Below are 12,603 nucleotides of genomic sequence, written 5' to 3' on the forward strand. Positions count from 1 at the left end.
TTAAAACCCAACGGAGCGCAGGTAGCGCAGGCTTTCCGTGACCGCCTGCAGGCTGCCCTCGACGTTGCGCGGATCGCGCTCTTGCTCAATGGTGATCCAGCCCTGATAGCCGCGTTTATCGAGAAAGGCGCGCACCGCCGGATAGTTAATGGCGCCGCTGCCGAGCGGGCACATCACCCCCTCTGCGCAGGCGGAGAAGAAGTCGATGCCGCGGGAAATCACGCTCGCGAACACCTTCGGGTCGACATCTTTAAAGTGCAGGTAGTCAAGACGGTCAAAATGGCGATCCAGCCAGATAATGGGGTCCATGCCCGAATAGTAGAGGTGGCCAGTGTCGAGACACAAACCGGCCACCTTATGGGGAATTTGCGTCGCCAGCAGGTCGATTTCATCGGCAAACTCGATGCAGCCGCCGGCGTGCGGATGGATTACCGGACGCACGCCGTACTCCTGCCACGCCAGTTTGCTGATAGTGATAATGTGGTCGATCATCCGCTGCCAGTCGGCGGGTGACAGACGTGGGGCCAGCTCGCCGCGTCCGGCATATTTCGCCCGCTGCGGATTGCCGAAATCAATAATGACCAGATAAGGCGGCTGAAAGGAGTTGCCCGGCGTCTTTTCCGCGGCTGGTACCTGCGACAGATTGCGGCAGAGGTTATGCGTCAGTTCGACAATATTCGCGAAGTTCTCTTCGCTAACCAGATCGTCAAAGATCGTTCCGGCAACCAGCGACAGCCCCTGTTTAGTCAGCGCGGCGCTGAGTTCATCGGCTCGGGTCGGCAGATAGCTCCACGGGCCCAGTTCAATGCTTTTATAACCGGCCGTCGCCGCTTCTTCCAGCACCTTGGACCATGGCGGCAGGTAAGGGTTTTTGGGATCATCGACGCCCCAGCTGCACGGCGCGTTGGCAATATGTATGGTCATGATGGCTTCCTTTTCTGATGAGGAGAAAATATGACCAGTATTGAATGAAAATTTCATATTCAACAATGATGAAACTTAAATTCTTTGATGGGATTCAAGATTTATTTTGATAGTTTAAATGATGGTTTTTTATCAAATATAGAGCTGAAGCGGGGCGCGGCGACTATACCCGCGCCTGCGGCAATCAGAGGTTTTCTTTGGTGAGGAGGTCAAACGGCTGCAGAGCGTTGATAAACGTCGCCTGCGGTTGGCTGGCCGCCTGGATAAAGGCGTTAATTGTGGCCGCAGCGAAGTCGCTAAGCCGGTGCGCAAGCATAAGATCGACGGTGCCGTCGATTAACGCCAGCTCGCCGTTGTCTATCGGGCCATGGCAAATCAGGGTGACCTGGTGTTGGCGTTGGCGAGCACGCAGGGCGTCGACAATACCTTCCACGCCGCCGCAGGGCGCGTAAATGGCCTTCAGATCGGGGTACTGTTGCAGCATATCTTCCGTCACCTGGCGCGCGACATCGGCGCGTTCGTGGTTGCGCACGGGTTCAAGCACCCGATCGCCTTTGCCCTGTTCGCGCAGGTAGGAGCGGAAACTTATCTCGCAGCTTTCCTGACAAATAAACCGATTATCGCCGACGATAATCCCAATTTTGCCGTCGCCGTGACAGAGCCTGTCCACCGCCCAGCCGGCGGTGCGGCCTGCTTTCTGGTTATCCAGCCCGATATAGCCGGTACGCTGGGGAATGCTCATATCGGAGAGCAGGGTGAAGACGTGCACCCCTTTATCAATCGCCTGAATGAGGGCATGGCGGATAAGCGGATTATCCAGTGCCACAATGCCGATCACATCCACTTCAGCGCTCAGGCGGGCGATCGCGGCGGCCATATCGTCGATGGCGTTAATATCATAATGCAGAAAAACGGGGGCCTGCGTCGGGCTATGCCACGCGAGAGCCGCCTGTTCAAGCGCCTGCGCCAGCTGTTGATAAAACGAGTGTGATGGCTGCAGCAGGATAAACCCCATTCTGAGGGCTATCGCCGGCCGGCCGGCAGCCAGCCGATAGTGGGATTGCTCAAGCGCGAAACCTAATCGCCGCGCGGACTCGAGTACTTTACGTTCGGTGCTCTCTTTGACCGCGGCCCGTTTATTGAGCACTCTGTCTACCGTCGCAATACCCACTCCGGCGTCTCTGGCTATGTCGGTCATGGTCACTTTTTTCGCTGACATCGGTCTCTTCCTTTGAGGTTATTGATAAAAATCTATCATTATTTGCGCGGGTAAAAAGCGAAGCCACTCAGGGTTTATAAAAAAATGGCGAAGCGTCTGCTTCATTGAGCTGATATTCAGACGGCGGGGACTACACTAAGTGAATCACTAACAATGGAACAGGATGCCATGACCTATTCACTCTCGAGAAAATTCCTCGCCGCCACCTCCGCGCTGCTGCTGCTTTCAATGAGCGCGGTACCGGCTAGCGCTGGCGACAGCACCGACGCTGTCTCTCCGCTCAACGCCGCGAATGGCTTAAGCGAAGCGGCAAAGCAGTACCTCCTGCATTATCCCTCCCGCAGCGGCGTTGACGGTAAAACCGCCCGCGAAGATACCGCCGCGGTATTTATTCCCTTTGGCGCGACGCCGGAAGGGGGATGGCCGGTGGTGGTCTGGGCTCACGGTACCGTGGGCGTGGCGAACCACTGCGCGCCGTCATTAAACCCGCGCAGCGATCGCGATAAGCAGTATCTGAATACCTGGCTGTCGCTGGGCTACGCGGTGGTTGCGCCGGATTACGCAGGGCTGGGCTCTGCTGGCCTGCACCATTATCTTAACGCCCGTGGCGAAGCGTGGAGCGTTCTTGATGGCGTTCGCGCCGCCCTGAAGCAGTTTCCGCTTAAGAATGAGCTTATTCTGGTAGGGCAGTCGCAGGGCGCTCACGCCGCGTTCGCCAGCGCGGGCTATCAGACGGAATATGCGCCGGAACTGAACGTTCGCGCGACGGTACTGACCGGTACGCCTTATTTTGAGAAAGGAACCACCGCCGCCGACGTGCTTCCACCGGCAGGCGGCAAAGCGCCGACCGGTGGCGACCCGAAAATACCTTATATTTTCTATATTTATCTTTCTGCCGCCGACAGCAACCCGCAGCTTAATCCGGCTGATTATTTCCAGGATAACGCGCTGCCGCTGCTGAAAGAGGCGAGCAATTTATGCATTACGCCGTTAAACGATGAGGTCATGAAGGCCGGTCTTAATGCCGCTAACTCACTTAAGCCGGGAATAGATTCCCTGTTAAACGCCAGCGTGGGCAGCATGCTTTATCCGACCCTGAAAATCGATCATCCGGTGTTTATCGGTATTGGCGGCGCGGATATCAACGTGCCGACGGCGATGCAAAAACGCTTTGCCGATGCGGTAAAAAGCGCGGGAACCCGGGCGGAGGTACATATTTACGAAGGCCTGGATCATAGCGGTACGGTTAACCCGTCTTTACGCGACTCGGTGCCGTTTCTGATTAAGACGCTGAACGATAAGCGATAGTGCCGGCAAGCCGCCCTGAGCGATAGGGCGGACTTCGATTACCAGTATTTGGGGATCAGATAGCCATACATCACGACCGCGACAACAATCATGAGCGTAATAATCAGCCAGTCCGCTTTTAGTGTTTTTACTGCGTTCATAAGTTCCTCTTTTTTCAATGAATCATCGTGCAACCTTATCGCCGCCTCACGCGATAGAAGGTGATGAAGATCACACATTAAAAATTGTCATACAAATAAAGCGTGTCGATTTTTAAATATTGTTAGCAATATTTTGTCCGCTCATTCGTCTACCTCAGCACAGGCTAATATTCACGAGCATTATGAGGAAAACAGAAGATGAGAGATTTCGATATGCACGGTCAGCACCACCATCAGCGCTTTGGCCGTCACAGAATGGCAAAACCGCTTATTATCGGCGTGGCGTTAATCGCCGTACTCGGGCTGGTGGTAATGTCGCTGTGGAATGCGCTGCTGCCGGCAATTCTAGGTGTGAAGAGCATCGGTTTCTGGCAGGCGTTAGGGATTCTGGCGCTGTCGCGGATCCTGTTCGGCGGCCTCGGTTTTCGGCCGGGCATGTTTGGCATGGGGCACGCCCGGCGTCGGATGCACGAACGCTGGATGAACATGAGCCCCGAGCAGCGCGAGGAGTTTGCTCAGCGCTTCGGCCGCCGCGGGCATCACGGCCCCTGCGGCTGGCACGACCGCCGCGGCGAGCATGGGCCGCAGCAAGAGAGTCCGGCTAAAAACGCGGATCCCGAGTGAACACAATGAAAAACGGCATCGTGGCGGAGTCACGGCTTGTTTCCGCCCTCAACGCCTGCCGTTCGCGGCTGAAGGCTTTTATCCGCGGACGGACCCCGCTGCGCGATGAGGCGGACGATATCCTGCAGGAAGTGACGTATCAGCTCATTCGCGTCGAGCAACCGGTGGAGAATATCGCCGCCTGGTTGTTCCGGGCGGCGCGCAACGAAATGACCGACAGGGCGAGGAAAAAACGCGAGCTGCCGCTGGCGGGCGGCTTCAGCGAGGAGGAAGAGGGCGATTTTCCCGAGGACGAGCTGGCCGAGACGCTGTTTGGCGTGCCGCAAACGCCGGAGGATGAGTATCTGAAAGCGCTGCTCTGGGAGGAGCTAAACCAGGCGCTTTCGGAGCTGCCGCCCGCCCAGCGTGAGGCATTTGAGAAAACCGAACTGCAGGGGTATAGCTACCGGGAGCTGGCCGAAGAGTCCGGCGTCAGCGAACAGGCGCTGCTCTCGCGTAAGCATAAAGCCGTTCTCTACCTTCGCACCCGCCTGCGTAGCCTGTACGATGAGCTCCTGGCCGGTTAGGCGTATTCCGGCCCCTTTCACAGGGCGCCGGATGATGATGGCTTATAGCCCCAGGCCGTGAGGAACACGCTAATCGCGCACTCGGCGAGAGGCTCCAGCGTTTCTGCCGCCAGCGCATTTTGCGCAATTAAGGCTCCCGCAGCGGATAGCCCATAATCGCGCCGAGAAACGCCGTCGCCTGGAGCTGCGGGTCGCTGAGGGTCAGCTGACCCTGATCTCGTTTCTTAGCGAGGATATCGCTGAGCGCCTGCAATACGCGTCCTGAGGGGCGTTGTTCGAGCGTGACGTAAAGCTCGGGCTTCTGCACCAGCACCTGGATAAGCAGGCGTTGAAAGTGAATATTCTCCGGCGCATAAAAGTGTTGTTGCACCACTTTCGCAAACCCCCGCAGCAGCGCCGGCAGATCCTGCTGGCTGTCCTGTAGAAGCTGTTGCAGGGGCGGCTGCATAGCGTCGTTGAGAAAGGCGAACGTCTCCAGCAGCAGCGCGTCTTTTCCGCCGGGGAAATGGCTGTACAGCGTCGGTCGCGTGGTTCCCGCTTCGGCGGCGATGGTATCGAGAGACACATCAAGCCCGTGCTGCAGAAACAGCGCCCGGGCGGTTTGTAAAATGCGTGGGCGGGCTTTCATCGGCCGCCCGCGTTGATTTCCCATCAGTTGAGTCCTTACCGTTTGCGCCCTTTAAGGCGCATCATTCCTTGCTGTACCAGCAGGAAAAAGAGTGGAGCGAAAAACAAGGTCAGCTGCGTCCCGGTGAGTATGCCGCCGATGACCGCGGCGCCTGTCTCTCGTTGGCTGGAAGCCCACGCGCCGGTAGAGAGTACCAGAGGGATTACGCCAACAACAAATGCGAGTGAGGTCATCACGATGGGGCGCAGGCGCGCGCTTCAGAGCCGCGTCGGGCAGTTTTTTCCTTGCTGAAACTGCGCCAGGGCGAATTCAACGATCACCCGGCTCAGCGGCTCCTGCAGGGAGCTGACGAGAAAGTGGCTCATATCGAGGCTGGTTGCGAGGGGGGATGAGCAGGAAACGCCTGCTCAGGATTTAAAACATGCCGTTGCCGCTGGCGGTTTTTTGCGGAACGTTCTGAGTCACGTCCCAGTGTTCAACGATTTTATGCTGCTCGTCGACGCGGAAGATATCGATAATCGCCCGCGTCACGCCCGGCTCGCGACCGGTGACCTCAACGTGCAGGATCACATGATCGCCATCGACAAACGCCTGCTTAATTTCACTGTGGGAGTCGGGATATTTGTTCTTGAGGAAGGCGATAAACTGCTGAAAGCCCTCCACGCCGTCTTTCGCCATCGGGTTATGCTGTATGTAGCGGTCTCCGAGATAGGGTCTGGCGGCGGCAAAATCTTTGTCATTTAACGCTTTATTATAAAAATCAATGACATTCTTTTTATTCAGCTGTTCATTTTCACTGTTTCCCGCAAAAACGACGGGCGTCAGAGCGCAGAACAAGGAAAAGGCGACGATCGATTTTTTCAACATAACATTCTCCGGTAGAGGCAGGTATGGGAATCAACCTCCCCAACGGCTTTTCAGGTAGTTAACGGCCTGCTGGGTTTGCGGCTGATTGAGGTAATTCTCTCTGAACAAAATCGTGCCCTGAATTTGCGGCATGGATTCATTCAGATCAAGCTGCTTTTTCAATTCCGGCACGCCGCCGTTAATCATCCAGTCGGGTTCGTTCTTCGACGGTTCGCCCACCTTGTACAGCGCCACGCCGATATAGAGGCGGGTATGGGTGGGTTTCACCACGTCAGCCCACCACTTTGCCAGCACGTCGTAGCGGGCCGCATCGCGGGCGAAGGGCCAGTAAATCTGCGGCGCGATGTAGTCCAGCCATCCCTGCTGCACCCAGAGACGGGTATCGGCATAGGACTCATCGTAGGCCGCCGCGCCGCGGGTGTCGGAACCGGCCGGATCGTGGGAGCGGTTGCGCCAGACGCCTGCCGGGCTGACGCCGAATTCAACCTCGGGGTTCAGCTGCTTGATGGTGCGGGAAACCTGCTCGATCAGCAGCTGGGTATTATGCCGCCGCCAGTCCGCCTTCGCGGCAAATCCCTGACCGTACTGCTGGAACGTCCGGCTGTCGTTCAGCGCCGATCCCGGCGATTCGGTGTAGAAATAGTCGTCGAACTGGACGCCGTCAACCGGGTAATGCTCCACGACTTCCGCCACGATACTGGTTATCCAGTCGCGCACTTCCGGGATGCCCGGATCGAGCACGAAGCGATCGCCGGAGGTGCGTATCCACTCGGGGTGCAGAACGTATACGCTGGCGGGAACCTTCGATAGCGTGCCGTTAAGCTCGGTGACGGTTTTCGGCCGGGTGTTGACCGAAACGCGATAGGGGTTAAACCAGGCATGAACGCGCATCCCGCGCTTATGGGCCTCGTCCAGCATGAATTTGAGCGGATCGTAGCCCGGATCCTCGCCGATTTTCCCGGTCAGCATATCGGACCACGGCAGGATCTTCGATGGCCAGAGCGCTGTGCCATCCGGTTTCACCTGGAAGAAGACGGTATTAATGCCGAGGCTCTTTAAATTGTCCAGCTTGGCAATCAGCGCCTGCTGCTGGAGGGCGATACGTCGGTCGCCCGTAATGCCGCCATTCACCGATTCCAGCGGCGGCCAGTCGAGGCGCGAAACGGTTGTCAGCCACACGCCGCGTACCGGCTCATGGCTTTTGGGTAACGTCGGTTGTCTGGTCGCGGGCGGCATGGGCGTGACGAGAGAAACGGGCGGTTTGCTGCCGCAGTGGGCCAACAGCAGCGCAGCAGCTATTGCTACGGCGGATATTTTCACCTTGTCCAGGAGAAACTTACGAGAGCGGATCGTCATGATATTAGCCAGTTTTTCTGGTCAGCGCACAAAAGAGTCATTTTCGTATTATTTGACCTTAAGTCAATAGTTTAGCCACGGATGCAGCGGCGAAAGCACGCAAGCTTCAGACGAATAAAACGCCTCTCGCGTCACGCAACGGTTTGCCATGATATATCATTGATATGCATTAAAACTTGATCCGTTCAGGGCGAGTATAAACAGGATTTATTAAAATTTGGTCAAACTATTGACCGTCAGCCCGCTGCGGCGAGTCAAACTGGATTAGCACAATGAACGACTCCTTATCACGCCATCATCTGTGGATATTCTTATTTTTAATTGCGGTGCTGAGCCTCGGTACAGGGCTTTGTTACTGGCAAATGCAAAAAAAAGTGGATAACGATATTCATGCGCGACTCCAACAGGCGATAGCCAGCCTTGATGTAACCGTTTCTCATGCGGAGCAGGCCGCTAATATGGCTGAGCCGTACTATGGGAAAAGCTGTAATGAGAATGTCCTGACGGAACTACGCACGCTGGTAGCCACTATTCCCGATGTGCGCACGGTGAATTTAGGTAAGGATAATGAAATATACTGCACCTCGGTTTATGGCGGACGAAAATTTCAGTTCGATCGCCGACAATATACGCATGGCGCTTTACGTCTGCTGAGCGGTAGTGAAATCACGCCGCTCCATCCTTTGATGGTTTACAGCGAACAGGACGGACGGGGAAATACGATTCTGGTGGGCGTGGATGGCTATTATTTATACAACATTTTAAACGTTCTCGACGGCGACGCTCATCTGTATCTTCAGGTTGGCGACCGGGTAATGACCCACAAGGGGGAAGTGACGACAACCCCGGGTATTCTCGTTCCCGTACGCATGGAATCAGAGCAGTTTCACTATTCGGTTATTGCCGACCGCCACTACGCGTCCGGCCCCGGCGCATTTATCCGTTATGCACAACACACCCTTATCGCGATTATTCTGGCCTCCTTGCTGCTGACATTTTTGTTCAGAAACTACCTCCGCTACCGGAATACGATCGAGTATCAGCTCAGGCAGGCTATCGAACTTAAACAGCTCAAACCCTATATTCAGCCGATTATCGGCAACGACACCGGTCAGATCGTCGGCGGCGAAGTGCTGGTGCGCTGGGAGCATCCCAAACAGGGGTTTATTGCGCCAGATAAATTTATCTCCGTCGCCGAACAGACCGGCCTTATCAAAGAAGTGACGGCGATTTGCTTTGCTGAGGTGAGTCGCCAGCTCCGGCGACAGCAGTCCGTCATTCCCGCGGGGCTGTTTATCTGCTTTAACACCAGCTCGGTAAATTTTCAGGACGACGAAATTGTGACCCTGTGCCAGACGTTTACCCAGCAGATGAAAGCGGAAAAAGTACGCCTTGTCCTGGAAATAACCGAGCGGGAGTCGATTGCAAATACCCTGCAGACGTCAGCGGTGACGGACCAACTCAGGCGTATTGGCGTGCAGTTTTCGCTGGATGATTTTGGTACCGGGCACGCAAACTACAGCTACATCCAGCAGTTTAATCCGGAGATTATCAAAATCGATAAGGTATTTACCTTCAACATTGTGACCAATAACGCTTCAGCGCTGGTGGTGATGAATATGGTCAATCTGGCGAAAAAATTTCATTGCCAGATTATTGCTGAGGGCGTTGAGGATAAGGAGCAGCTTGAGATGCTTAAAAATATGGGCATTACTCTCTACCAGGGCTACTACTTTTCAAAACCGGTGCCGGTTGATGAATTTATTAAGATGCTTCCGCGCACGTTTCTCCAGCGGAGAGAGGGCGAGTAAAGGCGGCTGTCCCGCCTTATCAAAACTCAGGAAATTAAAAGGTGATCGACTCGGCAAAACCGAGTCTTTATTGCCTCTTGCACCTGAAAGTTTGGCATGATTGAGAAACAACTCAACAACATGGAGGTTGTCTTGTTTGAATCTCATCTCAATATTTTTATCCGCGCGGTTTTTGTCGAGAATATGGCGCTTAATTTTTTCCTCGGTATGTGTACTTTTCTCGCTATCTCCAAAAAAATTGATGTCGCATTTCGTCTCGGCGTGACGGTAACCGCGCTGCTGGCCATAGCGACGCCGATTAACAACCTGATTTACAATCATCTGCTGAAAGAGAACGCCCTGATCGAAGGGGTCGATCTGAGCTTCCTCGATTTTATCACTTTTATCGGCGTTCTCGCGGCGCTGGTGCAGATCCTCGAGATGGTCATCGATAAATACTTTCATGCGTTGAACCATGCTTTAGGCCCGTTTCTGCCGTTATTAACCATTCACTGCGCCATTTTCGGCGCGACCATTTTTATGGTGCAGCGTGAATACAGCTTCTTTGAGTCACTCACTTACGGTACCGGGTGCGGTATTGGCTGGGCGCTGGCGATCGTGGCGCTGGCCGGCATTCGCGAAAAGCTGAAATACGCCAATATGCCGAAGGGGGTGCGCGGGTTAGGCAGCGTATTTATTACCGCCGGGCTAATGTCGCTGGGGTTTATGTCGTTCGCCGGCATCTCATTGTAACCGGAAAGGGAGGTTATTCTGCCGTCCAGACCCGGGGTCAGAGCGGCAGAATAGGTATGACCGGATTACCGTTCCGGCCACAGGCGTCAGTTTTGAGCTACCGGCTACTGCTGAAAGTTAAATGCGTCGGGATGGTTTTCCAGACTGCCGCTCAGGGCGGCAAAGAGCACCGTTTTACCATCGATGGAAAGATCGTCGCTAACGTTAAGCCAGGTCAGTTTCTCTTGGGCGGTTTTTTCATCAACGCTAGAGAAAAGACCGGTCATCTGTCTGGATTTTTCAGACCATAGCACTGCGAAGCGTTCCGCCGCGCAATCATGCGGTTTACAGACGCTGAGTACCTGGTAAGTCTCCGCGCCAAGCTTCACTGTTCTGGCTGGCGAGGCGGTACCGCCCGTACTTATCCAGGCGGGCAGAGTGTGACCTTTTACCATTTGACTAAAGGCTGCCGGTTCCTTTTTGACCAGACTGTCCAGCGTAATATCGTCTTGCGCCATGGCGTTGGTTGCTGCAGCCAGCAAAATGATAGCGGTTAATTGTTTAAGCATAAAATAGCTCCTGCGAACTTTCTGATTCCGTTTAATGTCCGGGGATAGCCCGGCGAGCGCCGGAATGCCGGGAGTCAAACTATAAGACATTTCTTATTAGGTGTTTTTGGTTTGAACCCAAAAAGCATGAATAAGCCCTGGAATATAGCCGAGGATAGTTAAAATAATATTGAGAATGAAAGCCCAGCCGAACCCTTTACCCAACAGCACGCCGAGTGGGGGTAGAATAATCGTCAAAACAATTCGCCAAAAACCCATAATATCTCCCTGCTTAGTGAGTTAGCTCATGTTTATTTTAGCGGTTACGTCTGGTTTTGCAAATTTTAACTTTTTGAATAATAAGACTGCTAATATTACCAGCACCCTGATACTACATATTTAATAAAGAGAAAAGTCGCAATTCACCAATCTGACATATATAAGATTATTCTATAATATCGCTTACATCAATCGTGCTGACGGAGCAAGAGTGCTCCAGAGTAAACATGTTTAAACGTCAATAAGGAATGCAGGTAACGAGGCGGGAAGTGCGCTACACTCGCAGGCAGTTTTATCCAATCGTGAAATGGCGGCGGCATGGACAACATCATCCTGTATAAAGTTATCGTCATCATGGTCATTGCCTGGTGGGGCTGGAGCATACTGAAAAGTAAGCAGAAACAGAGGAGCCTGGAGCCCGCCATTGCGCAGGCGAATGCCAGAGAGCGTTATCAGTGGCGTTATTTCAGATGGGGCTGGAGAGTTTTGCAAATCGTCTGCGGTTTGTATTTGCTGATCATCCTTATCCAGTTCCTTGTACGCTGCTAGCGTTTGTCGCTGCGGCGTGCGAATAGAGCACGACACAGCGACGATCTCTCTTATGCGACCCCGGTGCCGCCGTCAGAGCACCAGACCTGACCAGAAGCGTAGGAGCAGGCGTCGGAAGCCAGGAGTACGTAAAGGGGCGCTATCTCAACCGGCTGTCCCGGTCTGCCGAGCGGCGTATCCCCGCCAAACTGCTGAACCTTCTCCTGCGGCTGGCCGCCGCTTGACTGCAGAGGCGTCCAGTAGGGGCCCGGCGCCACGGCATTAACGCGGATACCGCGCGGACCCAGCTGCTTGGCCAGCGATTTCGTAAACGCAACGTTGCAGGCTTTGGTCTGGGCGTAATCCAGCAGGATCTCGCTGGGTTTAAACGCCTGGACGGAAGAGGTGTTGATGATAGCCGCGCCCTCAGACAGATGGCGGAGCGCGGCTTTTGTTATCCAGAATGGCGCATAAACGTTGGTTTTAAAGGTCGCGTCAAAGGCGGCGGTACTCAACGCCTCGATAGATTCACAATACTGCTGCCTGCCGGCGTTGTTAACCAGAATATCCAGCCCGCCAAGCTCCGCGACCGCTTTTTCGACCAGGGTATCGCAAAATGATTCAACCCGGATATCGCCGGGAATAGCGACGGCTTTTCTGCCCTCGGCCTGTATCAGCGCGATAACGGCAGCCGCGTCGGACTCCTCCTCCGGCAGGTAGCCGATCGCGACATCCGCACCTTCGCGCGCGAAGGCGATAGCCACTGCCCGGCCAATACCCGAATCACCGCCGGTAACCAGCGCTTTTTTCCCCACAAGCTTCCCGGAACCGATGTAGCTGGTTTCGCCGTGGTCGGGAAGGGGCTTCATTTCAGATGCCAGCCCCGGTGGTTGCTGCGGCTGCTCGACAAACGGCGGAAGTGGATAGTGTAGCGTTGAATTATTTCCTGTTGTCATACCGGCCTCCTTAATAAATGAAATTTAAGATTAGTCAATTATTGCGTCCGGGGGATAAAAGAAGCGTAAACCAGGAATAATTAACGACTTAAAACCAGGAATTATTTACCTGACTTTTAAGTCAACATGCATTACAGA

General features: G+C 54.4%; 15 protein-coding genes and 1 pseudogene. 6 read left to right on the plus strand and 10 right to left on the minus strand.

All coding sequences use genetic code 11. The annotated features are described in order from the left end of the window. The gene (locus tag K7H21_RS14095) at nucleotides 1-924 is read right to left on the minus strand and encodes a sugar phosphate isomerase/epimerase family protein (protein WP_223035143.1); all 924 of its coding nucleotides are present in this window, start codon (nucleotides 922-924) and stop codon (nucleotides 1-3) included. A 184-nt stretch (nucleotides 925-1,108) separates the two neighbouring features. Next, nucleotides 1,109-2,143, minus strand: coding sequence for a LacI family DNA-binding transcriptional regulator (locus tag K7H21_RS14100; protein WP_223035144.1), 1,035 nt, complete (start codon nucleotides 2,141-2,143; stop codon nucleotides 1,109-1,111). A 168-nt stretch (nucleotides 2,144-2,311) separates the two neighbouring features. On the opposite strand from K7H21_RS14100, the gene K7H21_RS14105 reads away from it, so the two are divergent. Next, nucleotides 2,312-3,451 carry an alpha/beta hydrolase gene (locus tag K7H21_RS14105; protein ID WP_223035145.1) on the plus strand — a complete coding sequence of 380 codons (1,140 nt, stop codon included), beginning with the start codon at nucleotides 2,312-2,314 and terminating at the stop codon, nucleotides 3,449-3,451. A gap of 38 nt (nucleotides 3,452-3,489) precedes the next feature. Here K7H21_RS14105 and ykgR read toward each other — a convergent pair whose 3' ends face one another. Next, the gene (gene ykgR, locus K7H21_RS29235) at nucleotides 3,490-3,591 is read right to left on the minus strand and encodes a small membrane protein YkgR (protein WP_004120489.1); all 102 of its coding nucleotides are present in this window, start codon (nucleotides 3,589-3,591) and stop codon (nucleotides 3,490-3,492) included. A gap of 198 nt (nucleotides 3,592-3,789) precedes the next feature. Here ykgR and K7H21_RS14110 point away from each other — a divergent pair, with 198 nt between their 5' ends. Further along, complete coding sequence (locus K7H21_RS14110) at nucleotides 3,790-4,215, plus strand: HMG-box domain-containing protein (protein WP_213223323.1); 426 nt, start codon at nucleotides 3,790-3,792, stop codon at nucleotides 4,213-4,215. A 5-nt stretch (nucleotides 4,216-4,220) separates the two neighbouring features. Continuing rightward, nucleotides 4,221-4,781 carry an RNA polymerase sigma factor gene (locus K7H21_RS14115; RefSeq protein ID WP_049114469.1) on the plus strand — a complete coding sequence of 187 codons (561 nt, stop codon included), beginning with the start codon at nucleotides 4,221-4,223 and terminating at the stop codon, nucleotides 4,779-4,781. A gap of 17 nt (nucleotides 4,782-4,798) precedes the next feature. On the opposite strand, the pseudogene K7H21_RS14120 reads toward K7H21_RS14115, so the two are convergent. The 4 genes and pseudogenes from K7H21_RS14120 to K7H21_RS14135 form a co-directional block, all read right to left on the minus strand. Continuing rightward, nucleotides 4,799-5,433: pseudogene (locus K7H21_RS14120) on the minus strand (TetR/AcrR family transcriptional regulator). 11 nt (nucleotides 5,434-5,444) lie between these two features. Beyond that, the gene (locus K7H21_RS14125; RefSeq protein WP_032741851.1) at nucleotides 5,445-5,642 is read right to left on the minus strand and encodes an efflux RND transporter permease subunit; all 198 of its coding nucleotides are present in this window, start codon (nucleotides 5,640-5,642) and stop codon (nucleotides 5,445-5,447) included. Nucleotides 5,643-5,823: 181 nt separating this feature from the next. Further along, the gene (locus K7H21_RS14130; protein ID WP_049112116.1) at nucleotides 5,824-6,276 is read right to left on the minus strand and encodes a nuclear transport factor 2 family protein; all 453 of its coding nucleotides are present in this window, start codon (nucleotides 6,274-6,276) and stop codon (nucleotides 5,824-5,826) included. Nucleotides 6,277-6,306: 30 nt separating this feature from the next. After that, nucleotides 6,307-7,632 carry a glycoside hydrolase family 10-like protein gene (locus K7H21_RS14135; protein ID WP_087829341.1) on the minus strand — a complete coding sequence of 442 codons (1,326 nt, stop codon included), beginning with the start codon at nucleotides 7,630-7,632 and terminating at the stop codon, nucleotides 6,307-6,309. 272 nt (nucleotides 7,633-7,904) lie between these two features. Here K7H21_RS14135 and K7H21_RS14140 point away from each other — a divergent pair, with 272 nt between their 5' ends. Both K7H21_RS14140 and nqrE read left to right on the plus strand, forming a co-directional pair. Then, entirely contained in the window at nucleotides 7,905-9,443 is a 1,539-nt protein-coding gene (locus tag K7H21_RS14140) for an EAL domain-containing protein (RefSeq protein ID WP_049112113.1), read from the plus strand. A 120-nt stretch (nucleotides 9,444-9,563) separates the two neighbouring features. Further along, entirely contained in the window at nucleotides 9,564-10,175 is a 612-nt protein-coding gene (gene nqrE, locus K7H21_RS14145; protein ID WP_032742122.1) for an NADH:ubiquinone reductase (Na(+)-transporting) subunit E, read from the plus strand. 104 nt (nucleotides 10,176-10,279) lie between these two features. On the opposite strand, the gene ivy is transcribed toward nqrE, so the two are convergent. Both ivy and K7H21_RS14155 read right to left on the minus strand, forming a co-directional pair. Continuing rightward, nucleotides 10,280-10,723, minus strand: a complete 444-nt coding sequence (gene ivy / locus K7H21_RS14150) for an Ivy family C-type lysozyme inhibitor (RefSeq protein ID WP_004120472.1) — start codon at nucleotides 10,721-10,723, stop codon at nucleotides 10,280-10,282. Between the two features lie 96 nt (nucleotides 10,724-10,819). Continuing rightward, nucleotides 10,820-10,981 carry a YqaE/Pmp3 family membrane protein gene (locus tag K7H21_RS14155; protein WP_004120471.1) on the minus strand — a complete coding sequence of 54 codons (162 nt, stop codon included), beginning with the start codon at nucleotides 10,979-10,981 and terminating at the stop codon, nucleotides 10,820-10,822. Nucleotides 10,982-11,299: 318 nt separating this feature from the next. Between K7H21_RS14155 and K7H21_RS14160 the strand changes: the two genes are divergently transcribed. Further along, nucleotides 11,300-11,530 (plus strand): hypothetical protein, encoded by a 231-nt coding sequence (locus tag K7H21_RS14160; protein ID WP_049112111.1) that lies wholly within the window; start codon nucleotides 11,300-11,302, stop codon nucleotides 11,528-11,530. 50 nt (nucleotides 11,531-11,580) lie between these two features. Here the strand turns inward: K7H21_RS14160 and K7H21_RS14165 are convergent, their stop codons facing one another. Further along, complete coding sequence (locus K7H21_RS14165) at nucleotides 11,581-12,465, minus strand: SDR family oxidoreductase (protein ID WP_004120468.1); 885 nt, start codon at nucleotides 12,463-12,465, stop codon at nucleotides 11,581-11,583. Between the last annotated feature and the right edge of the window lie 138 nt (nucleotides 12,466-12,603).

This window comes from Klebsiella sp. CTHL.F3a (assembly GCF_019890895.1).
Classification (GTDB): domain Bacteria; phylum Pseudomonadota; class Gammaproteobacteria; order Enterobacterales; family Enterobacteriaceae; genus Klebsiella; species Klebsiella grimontii.

Excerpts from the sequence above, each read along its gene's own strand:
- K7H21_RS14095 (WP_223035143.1), bottom strand. The coding sequence starts at position 924 with ATGACCATACATATTGCCAACGCGCCGTGCAGCTGGGGCGTCGATGAT.
- K7H21_RS14100 (WP_223035144.1), bottom strand. The coding sequence starts at position 2,143 with ATGTCAGCGAAAAAAGTGACCATGACCGACATAGCCAGAGACGCCGGA.
- K7H21_RS14105 (WP_223035145.1), top strand. The coding sequence starts at position 2,312 with ATGACCTATTCACTCTCGAGAAAATTCCTCGCCGCCACCTCCGCGCTG.
- ykgR (WP_004120489.1), bottom strand. The coding sequence starts at position 3,591 with ATGAACGCAGTAAAAACACTAAAAGCGGACTGGCTGATTATTACGCTC.
- K7H21_RS14110 (WP_213223323.1), top strand. The coding sequence starts at position 3,790 with ATGAGAGATTTCGATATGCACGGTCAGCACCACCATCAGCGCTTTGGC.
- K7H21_RS14115 (WP_049114469.1), top strand. The coding sequence starts at position 4,221 with ATGAAAAACGGCATCGTGGCGGAGTCACGGCTTGTTTCCGCCCTCAAC.
- K7H21_RS14125 (WP_032741851.1), bottom strand. The coding sequence starts at position 5,642 with ATGACCTCACTCGCATTTGTTGTTGGCGTAATCCCTCTGGTACTCTCT.
- K7H21_RS14130 (WP_049112116.1), bottom strand. The coding sequence starts at position 6,276 with ATGTTGAAAAAATCGATCGTCGCCTTTTCCTTGTTCTGCGCTCTGACG.
- K7H21_RS14135 (WP_087829341.1), bottom strand. The coding sequence starts at position 7,632 with ATGACGATCCGCTCTCGTAAGTTTCTCCTGGACAAGGTGAAAATATCC.
- K7H21_RS14140 (WP_049112113.1), top strand. The coding sequence starts at position 7,905 with ATGAACGACTCCTTATCACGCCATCATCTGTGGATATTCTTATTTTTA.
- nqrE (WP_032742122.1), top strand. The coding sequence starts at position 9,564 with ATGGAGGTTGTCTTGTTTGAATCTCATCTCAATATTTTTATCCGCGCG.
- ivy (WP_004120472.1), bottom strand. The coding sequence starts at position 10,723 with ATGCTTAAACAATTAACCGCTATCATTTTGCTGGCTGCAGCAACCAAC.
- K7H21_RS14155 (WP_004120471.1), bottom strand. The coding sequence starts at position 10,981 with ATGGGTTTTTGGCGAATTGTTTTGACGATTATTCTACCCCCACTCGGC.
- K7H21_RS14160 (WP_049112111.1), top strand. The coding sequence starts at position 11,300 with ATGGACAACATCATCCTGTATAAAGTTATCGTCATCATGGTCATTGCC.
- K7H21_RS14165 (WP_004120468.1), bottom strand. The coding sequence starts at position 12,465 with ATGACAACAGGAAATAATTCAACGCTACACTATCCACTTCCGCCGTTT.